This is a genomic window from Pseudomonas agronomica, from assembly GCF_025917275.1.
Classification (GTDB): Bacteria; Pseudomonadota; Gammaproteobacteria; order Pseudomonadales; family Pseudomonadaceae; genus Aquipseudomonas; species Aquipseudomonas agronomica.
In genome coordinates, this window is sequence record NZ_JAOSHO010000228.1 from 1 (window position 1) to 7,925 (window position 7,925).

At 60.8% G+C, this 7,925-nt stretch carries 8 protein-coding genes; 2 read left to right on the forward strand and 6 right to left on the reverse strand.

Annotated features, from left to right (window positions below):
- Window positions 1–11: 11 nt before the first annotated feature.
- From OC610_RS16490 to OC610_RS16515, 6 genes are all read right to left on the reverse strand, one after another.
- Entirely contained in the window at window positions 12–317 is a 306-nt protein-coding gene (locus tag OC610_RS16490; protein WP_264429084.1) for a YkgJ family cysteine cluster protein, read from the reverse strand.
- A 28-nt stretch (window positions 318–345) separates the two neighbouring features.
- Window positions 346–1,107 carry an SDR family NAD(P)-dependent oxidoreductase gene (locus tag OC610_RS16495; protein ID WP_264429086.1) on the reverse strand — a complete coding sequence of 254 codons (762 nt, stop codon included), beginning with the start codon at window positions 1,105–1,107 and terminating at the stop codon, window positions 346–348.
- A 164-nt stretch (window positions 1,108–1,271) separates the two neighbouring features.
- On the reverse strand, window positions 1,272–2,705 hold the full coding sequence (gene phrB, locus OC610_RS16500; RefSeq protein ID WP_264429088.1) for a deoxyribodipyrimidine photo-lyase: 1,434 nt from the start codon (window positions 2,703–2,705) through the stop codon (window positions 1,272–1,274).
- A 12-nt stretch (window positions 2,706–2,717) separates the two neighbouring features.
- Window positions 2,718–3,656, reverse strand: coding sequence for a MerR family transcriptional regulator (locus OC610_RS16505; protein WP_264429090.1), 939 nt, complete (start codon window positions 3,654–3,656; stop codon window positions 2,718–2,720).
- Window positions 3,656–4,618: a YbgA family protein gene (locus OC610_RS16510; RefSeq protein ID WP_264429092.1), complete on the reverse strand. Its 963-nt coding sequence runs from the start codon at window positions 4,616–4,618 to the stop codon at window positions 3,656–3,658. Before OC610_RS16510 ends, OC610_RS16505 begins: the two co-directional genes overlap by 1 nt.
- A 172-nt stretch (window positions 4,619–4,790) precedes the next feature.
- Window positions 4,791–5,777 carry an NAD(P)/FAD-dependent oxidoreductase gene (locus tag OC610_RS16515; RefSeq protein ID WP_264429094.1) on the reverse strand — a complete coding sequence of 329 codons (987 nt, stop codon included), beginning with the start codon at window positions 5,775–5,777 and terminating at the stop codon, window positions 4,791–4,793.
- Window positions 5,778–5,973: 196 nt separating this feature from the next.
- Here OC610_RS16515 and OC610_RS16520 point away from each other — a divergent pair, with 196 nt between their 5' ends.
- Window positions 5,974–6,873 carry a TIGR01777 family oxidoreductase gene (locus OC610_RS16520; RefSeq protein ID WP_264429095.1) on the forward strand — a complete coding sequence of 300 codons (900 nt, stop codon included), beginning with the start codon at window positions 5,974–5,976 and terminating at the stop codon, window positions 6,871–6,873.
- 13 nt (window positions 6,874–6,886) lie between these two features.
- A complete protein-coding gene (gene hemH, locus OC610_RS16525) occupies window positions 6,887–7,912 on the forward strand; it encodes a ferrochelatase (protein WP_264429096.1) in 1,026 nt (341 codons plus the stop codon).
- Window positions 7,913–7,925: the final 13 nt, after the last annotated feature.

A 7,925-nucleotide genomic window follows, 5' to 3' on the forward strand; every position in this document is an offset into this window, starting at 1 on the left:
GGATCTGATTCTTACCGATACGCCGTCGCAATGCCCTGGCGCTCCTCCAGGCATTCCGGCGCACCCATTTCGAACTCCCTGCAAATCAGCGGACGCCTTTCGTAGATCGTGCACATCATGCTGTCGCGATCCAGCGCCGCGCACCAACCGTCATCAAGGCGCAGCATCACTTCCCCGCCCCAGTCGTCGGTGTCGATAAACCGCTCTGGAACGCCAGTGTCGGTGATGAGCATGACTTCGAGCTGGCAGCAGCACGCCGCGCAGGTCGAGCACGTGACGACCGGCGTGGGGAGTTCAACGAGGGGGATGGTTTTCATGCTGCGCAGTGTAAGGCAACCGGGCGGTTCAGGGTTGTCCCTTGATCGGGGATTGTCCTCTGTTCTGGCAGATGGCGACGTCGTCTTGACCTGTTCCGCTTGATGAAGGCAAGGGCCAGAGCCTGCTCATGGCGGCGGCCGGCAAGGCCGTTTCGTGGGGGCGACTGCTCAATTGAGCCAACAGGTAGCTAGCCGCCGTTTCAGCTGTCCATCCAGCCATTATCGAAAAGCCGTCATCAAGGCTTATCGCCGAATTGTCGAACCCCGGCGTGACCAGCGTAAGGTCGATTTCCTCGCAGGCCAGATCGGCACGGGCCGACTCGAATACATGGCGCAACGCATCGCCGTCGCCCTCTGCGTGCGATGCTCGCAAGTAGGTGACCGGACTGGCAATGCCCACCAGATGCGGCTCGTCGCCCAGGCGTAACAAGGGGCGCGCCGTCTCGATGCAGAAACTCGCTGCGAGCAGATTGCTGCGAATGAGGTATTCAATCAATGCGTTATCGGTGGGTTGGCCAGCAACGTATTCAGCCGTGCCTGCATTGATGATCACGGTATCCAGTGCTCCCCATTCCTGAGCAAGCCGCTGGCCAATTTCTCGAACGGTCTGGCTGTCGGTCAAGTTGCCCGGCACCATCAGCACCTGGCCGGGATACCGTTGCGAAAGGGCCTCGCAAGAGGGCGCGACGCGGGTACTGACGGCCAACTGCGCACCGGCCTGAAGAATCGCTTCGGCCAACGCAGCACCCAGTCCGTTACTGGCACCGGTCAGCCAATATTTTCGCGCCATCGTTCTCCCCTTTTTTCCCACAGCCTTGATATGAAATTAATCAGGCTTGATTCGTGCATCCTGCACATTGCCTTTTAAGGTCCCTTCGATTAGTCAGACTATATAGCCTCACAACCGATTATGTCCGGCCGTCCACATTTCATGTTCGCTGATCGGCCATCGTGTCATCCCATGTCCTGTCGTGCTGGCAGATTCTTGAAGGCGGCCAGCGCACGTACTCGGGACTCGGCCAGATCGACGATCGGTCGATGATAGTGCACTGCATCAAACAAGTTGCCCTGGGCATTAGGGCTGTGGACCCTTTGCCTGTCGAGATCGTTCAGTTCCGGTAACCAACGTTTGATAAACAAGCCTTCACGATCGAATTTCTCCGATTGGCTCAACGGATTGAAGATCCGGAACCAGGGCGCCGAATCCGTGCCGGTGGAGGCGCTCCACTGCCAGCCGCCATTGTTGGCGGCCAAATCCCCGTCGATCAGGTGACGCATGAAAAAACGTTCGCCTTCGCGCCAATCGATCAGCAAGTTCTTGGTCAGGAACATGGCGACCACCATTCGCAGGCGGTTGTGCATCCAGCCAGTCTCCAGCAATTGACGCATCGCGGCGTCGATAATCGGCAGGCCGGTGCGCGCCTGTTGCCAAGCTTCCAATTCCTCAGGAGCCTTGCGCCATGCCAGCGCTTCGGTTTCCGGGCGGAACGCGCGATGGCGCGACACGCGTGGATAGCCCACAAGAATGTGTTTATAAAACTCGCGCCAGAGCAATTCATTGATCCAGGTCACGGTTCCGACACTTCCGCTCTCGAATTCACCCTGGTTGGCTTGCAGCGCGGCGTGCAGGCACTGGCGTGGTGAGACAACACCGGCCACCAGATAGGCCGAAAGCTGGCTGGTGCCAGGGTGGGCGGGGAAGTCGCGCTCACGCTGGTAATCATTGATGTGTTGGTCGACAAAAGCGTCCAGGCGCCGTCGGGCCTCGTTCTCGCCGGCGGGCCAGAGGGCACGTAGCGCTTCGCTGGGAGGGGTGAAGCCTTCAACGTGCGTGGGCACCGGATCGCTGGCGATGGCCGTGCGGGCTTGTTTAGCCGGAGCGGCAACCAGGCTGGGTAGCGAAAGGTTCAAGCGCTGGTAGCACACCTTGCGAAACTGGCTGAATACCTGGAAATAATTGCCGGTCCTGGTCAGGACGCTGCCGGGCTTGAACAGCAGTTGATCAAGGTAACGGTGGAACGCTACGCCTTGACCCTCCAGGGTTCGAGCCACCTCGTCATCGCGCCGGGTTTCGTTCACGCCATACTCGTCATTGACATGCACGGCGCTGACGTTCAATTCGCGACACAGCGTCGACAGCACCTGTGGCGCCTGGTCCCAGTACGAGGCGTGGCGAATCAGCAGCGGGACATTCAGTTCGTTCAGCGCCGAGCCCAACGAAGCGAGGTTGCGCCGCCAGAAATCGATCTTGCACGGTGCGTCGTCATGGGCGCGCCATTGCCCGGGGCTCATCAGGTACACCGCCACGCAGGGCCCTGCGGCAGCGGCTGCCGCCAGGGCGGTGTTGTCGTGCAGGCGCAAGTCGCTGCGCAGCCAGATCAGTTGCATGGGGTTTTCCATCTACAGGAGTTCTCTGCGGCTCAGTTCGCGGTGAGCCGCCAATGGGTCTTCGGCCCAGGACACGTCCAGCGTCGAGACGCCTGTGGATAACCTGGCTTGATGGATCGACGCGGCCGGGCCGGCAATGATGATCGGGCAGTCGATCGCATTCAGCAGCCTGGGCAGTTGGGACAGGTCCAGGGCGTGGTTGGAATACACCAGCACGGCGCGAACCTTGAGGCGTTCGACCGCCAGGGCCAACTCTCCGGCAGGCAGGGGCCCGTCTAGTACTTCCACGGGACAATCGGCGCTGCTGGCGAGCCAGGCGGTGAGCCACAGGCAGGGTTCCTGGGGGGATTGCGATTGATTGACCAGCAGCAACGGCGCGCCACGTAGCTGACGGTTGTTGTGATAGATCCGGCTGCCGAATTTGCTGCGCAGCCAGGTGTGGAAAAACACCTGCTCCAGTTGCGCGCCGAACTGCCCCTGCCAGCGCGTTTGCAACTCGGCCAGCAAGGGCAGCAGCAATTGTTCGCAAACCGTCCGGGGCGGATACAGCGCCATCGCCTGGTTGATCAGGTCGTCGACCTGACGCTCGGCCAGTTGCGTCACGGCCAGCAACAAGGCGTGGCGCTGGCGCTGCCAATCGTCCTGCACGGGCTCTTCGGGTGCTTGCGGCGTCTCGAGCAACGGCTTGATCTTGCTCACCGCCACGCCGCGATTGATCCAGGTGAGGATGCTCTGGATCCGCTGCACATGCTCGGCATTGAACAAGCGATGACCTTTGGCGGTGCGGTGCGGCACGATCAAGCCGTAGCGTCGCTCCCAGGCCCGTAGCGTGACGGCATTGACGCCGGTTTGCCGGGCCACTTCGCGTATGGGAAGCCAGCCCTGCGCCAGTGCCTCGGCAAAGTCGACGCCGAGGTCTTCACTGGCGCTTGAATCCGGTTTTGTGTTCATCAAATGGCGTTTCGCAAGCTGAGATTTTCCGGGTGTGGTTGCCAGTACACCTGCTGCGCCAGATAAGGGTCAGGGTGCTGGCGCAGGTGGTGCTTGAGCAGTGTCAGCGGTACCACCAGCGGCACGATGCCGAGGCGATATTGCGCGATGAGGTGTTGCACTTCCTGCTTGTCATCGGCATTGATGGCGCGCTTGAGATAGCCGCTCAAGTGCTGGAGTACGTTGGTGTGGGTACGGCGGGTGGCGCATTTTTTCAAGGCGGCCATCAAGGCGCTGAAATAACGTGCGCCCAATTCGTCGGGATCGCCCTTGCCCATGTTGCCCAACAAATTGCCCAATGCCTTGTACTGCACTGGGTTGTGAGCCATCAGCAGGTATTTGTAGCGCGAATGAAATTCGATGAGGTCGCGTCGGGTCAGGCCTCGCTGGCGCAGCGTTTGCCAGGCGGCATAGGCGAACACCCGCGTCAGGAAATTTTCCCGCAACACCGGATCATTCAGGCGGCCATCTTCCTCCACCGGCAGATCCGGATGACGCTCGCAAAAAGCCTGGGCATAAACGCCTCGCCCACCGCCGTCCTGGGGCACGCCGTTGTGATCGTAGACCTTGACCCGTTCCAGCCCGCAGGAAGGCGATTTCTGCATGAAGATATAACCACAGATGCCATCCAGTTCCCCGGCCATCTGCTGCCCGTATTCGGCCAGCGGTTGGGTCACGTCGAGGTCGCGATTCACCGTGCCTACCGCGTCGGGACGCTCTGGGTTGCCCACCAGGCGGATCGGCTCCCGGGGAATACCCAGGCCGATGGCGACCTCGGGGCATACCGGGACGAAGTCGAAGTATTCGGTGAGCGTGCGGCTGCACAATGTCGATTGTTTATGCCCGCCGTTAAAGCGAACGTCAGCGCCCATCAGGCAAGCGCTGATGGCGATTCTGGGTTTGGCGTTGGCTTCGCTGGGCATGGGCAACCTCTGATGGTTTAATCTTGTACAGTTTTTTCTTTCTGTACAATATTTTCATCATAGGTCCGAACGTGCACAAGTCAACCGGGAATTGAATGAACGGAGGTGATGTCGCTGTTGGCGGATGGGCTGCTGTCTGTTGCGACAGCAGCGGTAATACAGGAGTCGCGTTTTACTGAAGACTGGCGTGCAAGCGGCGAGCGGCTTCCTGGCCGCTGAGCCAGGCACCTTCGACCCGGCCGGACAGGCACCAGTCGCCACACACATACAAGCCCAGGTCCGCATCCGCCAGAGCGCCCCATTCATGGCTGCCGGCAGGGCGCGCATACAGCCAGCGATGGGCCACGCTGAAACACGGTGCCGGCATCGCGCTGTGCAACAGTTCGGCGAAGGCGCCGTGCAAATGCTCGATAACCGCTTCCTTGGGCATGTCGATGTGCTGGCGGCTCCAGTCACTCGTGGCGTGCAGCACCCACGTGTCGAGCTGGGTGTCGCGCCCCGGTTTGCTGCGGTTGCGAGCCAGCCAGTCGAGGGGGCTGTCTTGTACGAAACAACCTTCCATGGGCGTATTCAAAGGTTGTTCGAAGGCCAGCGCCACGGCCCAGGTAGGGTCCATTTTCACCCCGGCGGCCACCCCGGCCAGCTTCGGCACGGCCGCCAGCAATGCGGTGGCCTGGGGCGCCGGCGTAGCGATGATCACCTGGCCGAACGGGCCATGGGTGAACCCTTCCGCGTCCTGCAGGTGCCAGTGCTCCTGGCCGCGATACACTTCGGTGATGCGGCAGGCGAATTGCACTTGCAGTTCGCCGAGCAGGGCGCGGGTAATGGCGCTCATGCGAGGGGTGCCGACCCAGCGGGTCTGTTCGTCGGGGGAGGGGCTCATTTCTCCGTCTTGATAGTGATAAAGCTGCGGGTTCCACTCCGCCGCCCAGCCGTTGGCTTGCCAGCGCTGGACCTCAGTGACGAAGCGCCGATCGCGGGCGGTGAAATATTGTGCGCCCATGTCCAGCGCGCCAGCGTCACTGCGCTTGCTCGACATGCGACCGCCACTGCCGTGGCTTTTATCGAAAAGTTGGATGACGTGCCCGGCCTCCGTCAGGGCCTGAGCGGCTGATAAACCGGCGATGCCGGTGCCGATGATTGCGATAGGTACAGTCATGAGGGCCTCGTTTAACTTTCTGTACAGACTACGCCGTCGTTTAATCCTGTACAATTTTGATTTTTGGTATAAGTTTTACCGTTCGAGTTTCGACAGGTTGTCCTATTGTTAGAGACAGACCCTGTTCGATATCAAAAATCTCTACCTATAAAAATAGACTAATGGGCCGGGTAAAACGCGATGAGAGGAACACCTCATGCACATATTGCTGACCGGCGGTACTGGTTTGATCGGACGTCAGCTCTGCCGGCGCTGGTTGGAGCAGGGACATCGCTTGACGGTCTGGAGTCGTCGACCCGAGCAAGTGGCTGAAATTTGCGGCGCGCAGGTACGCGGCGTCGCCAAGCTCGACGAGCTCGGCGAGCCCGTGGACGCGGTGGTCAACCTGGCGGGCGCACCCATTGCCGACCGGCCTTGGAGCCATAAGCGCAAGATGTTGCTGTGGAGCAGCCGCGTCACGCTGACTGAGGTTTTGCTCGCATGGCTGGAGCGTTGCGAACAGAAGCCGCAGGTACTGATTTCCGGTTCCGCGGTGGGTTGGTATGGCGACGGCGGCGAGCGAGAGTTGACCGAGGAATCGGGACCGGTCAGCGAGGACTTCGCCAGCCAGTTGTGCATTGCCTGGGAGGAAACCGCTCAGCGGGCCGAGGCCATGGGCATCCGTGTTGTGCTGGTTCGCACCGGCCTGGTCCTGTCGGCTGAGGGCGGCTTTTTGTCGCGGCTGTTGTTGCCCTTCAAGCTGGCGCTGGGCGGGCGTATCGGCGATGGTCGGCAGTGGATGCCGTGGATTCATATCGACGATCAAATCGCCCTGATTGATTTTCTTCTGCACCGCGACGATGCCAGCGGTCCTTATAATGCCTGCGCGCCGAATCCGGTGCGCAACCGCGATTTTGCCAAGGCCCTGGGGCGCGTCTTGCATCGGCCGGCCGTGGTGCCGATGCCGGAGCTAGCGTTGAAAGTCGCGTTGGGTGAGTTGTCATTGCTGTTGCTGGGCGGCCAGCGCGCCACGCCGGTCCGATTACAGGCGGCGGGTTTTTCATTCCGGTTCACTGATTTGCCTGCGGCCCTGGAAGATTTGTCGGGTCGCCTTTGAAATAGGATGTTGCATGACCGATCACGCGTTGCTTCTGGTGAATCTGGGTTCGCCTGCCTCCACCTCGGTGGCCGATGTGCGCCGCTACCTCAATCAATTCCTCATGGACCCGTACGTCATCGACCTGCCTTGGCCGGTGCGTCGCTTGCTGGTGTCGCTGATCCTGATCAAGCGCCCCGAGCAGTCGGCCCATGCCTATGCATCAATCTGGTGGGAGGAGGGTTCGCCGCTGGTGGTGCTCAGCCGTCGCTTGCAACAAGCGATGACCCTTCAATGGACCCAGGGCCCGGTGGAGTTGGCGATGCGTTATGGCGAGCCATCCATCGAGTCGACCCTGGTACGGCTGGCAAGCCAGGGCCACAAGAACATCACGCTGGCGCCGTTGTATCCGCAGTTCGCTGAAAGCACCGTGACCACCGTGGTTGAAGAGGCCAAGCGGGTCGTGCGCGAAAAGAAGCTCGATGTGCAGTTCTCGATCCTGCAGCCGTTCTACGACCAGCCGGAATACCTCGATGCGCTGGTCGCCAGCGCCAAGCCGTACTTGATGCAGGACCATGATCACCTGTTGCTGAGTTTCCACGGCCTGCCCGAACGGCACCTGACCAAGCTCGATCCTACGGGTTTCCACTGTTTCAAGGATGCCGACTGCTGCAAGAACGCGCCGCCGGAAGTCATGGCGACCTGTTACCGCGCCCAGTGCATCCGCACTGCCGAGCTGTTCGCCCATCGCATGGGTTTGGCGGATGGAAAATGGTCGGTGTCGTTCCAGTCGCGACTGGGCCGCGCCAAGTGGATCGAACCGTACACCGAAGCGCGCCTGGAGGAATTGGCCAAGAGCGGTGTGAAGAAGGTGCTGGTGATGTGCCCCGCGTTTGTCGCCGATTGCATTGAGACGCTGGAAGAAATCGGCGACCGTGGCCGTGAGCAGTTTCGCGAAGCGGGAGGGGAGGAGCTGGTGCTGGTGCCGTGTCTCAATGACGATCCGCAGTGGGCGCAGGCGTTGAGCACCCTTTGCGAGCGGGCGCCGATTGCTTTGTGAGGTTCAAGGGCCT

Bases quoted from the DNA above. Each gene is read 5' to 3' on its own strand.
- OC610_RS16490 (WP_264429084.1), bottom strand. From the start codon at position 317: ATGAAAACCATCCCCCTCGTTGAACTCCCCACGCCGGTCGTCACGTGC.
- OC610_RS16495 (WP_264429086.1), bottom strand. From the start codon at position 1,107: ATGGCGCGAAAATATTGGCTGACCGGTGCCAGTAACGGACTGGGTGCT.
- phrB (WP_264429088.1), bottom strand. From the start codon at position 2,705: ATGCAACTGATCTGGCTGCGCAGCGACTTGCGCCTGCACGACAACACC.
- OC610_RS16505 (WP_264429090.1), bottom strand. From the start codon at position 3,656: ATGAACACAAAACCGGATTCAAGCGCCAGTGAAGACCTCGGCGTCGAC.
- OC610_RS16510 (WP_264429092.1), bottom strand. From the start codon at position 4,618: ATGCCCAGCGAAGCCAACGCCAAACCCAGAATCGCCATCAGCGCTTGC.
- OC610_RS16515 (WP_264429094.1), bottom strand. From the start codon at position 5,777: ATGACTGTACCTATCGCAATCATCGGCACCGGCATCGCCGGTTTATCA.
- OC610_RS16520 (WP_264429095.1), top strand. From the start codon at position 5,974: ATGCACATATTGCTGACCGGCGGTACTGGTTTGATCGGACGTCAGCTC.
- hemH (WP_264429096.1), top strand. From the start codon at position 6,887: ATGACCGATCACGCGTTGCTTCTGGTGAATCTGGGTTCGCCTGCCTCC.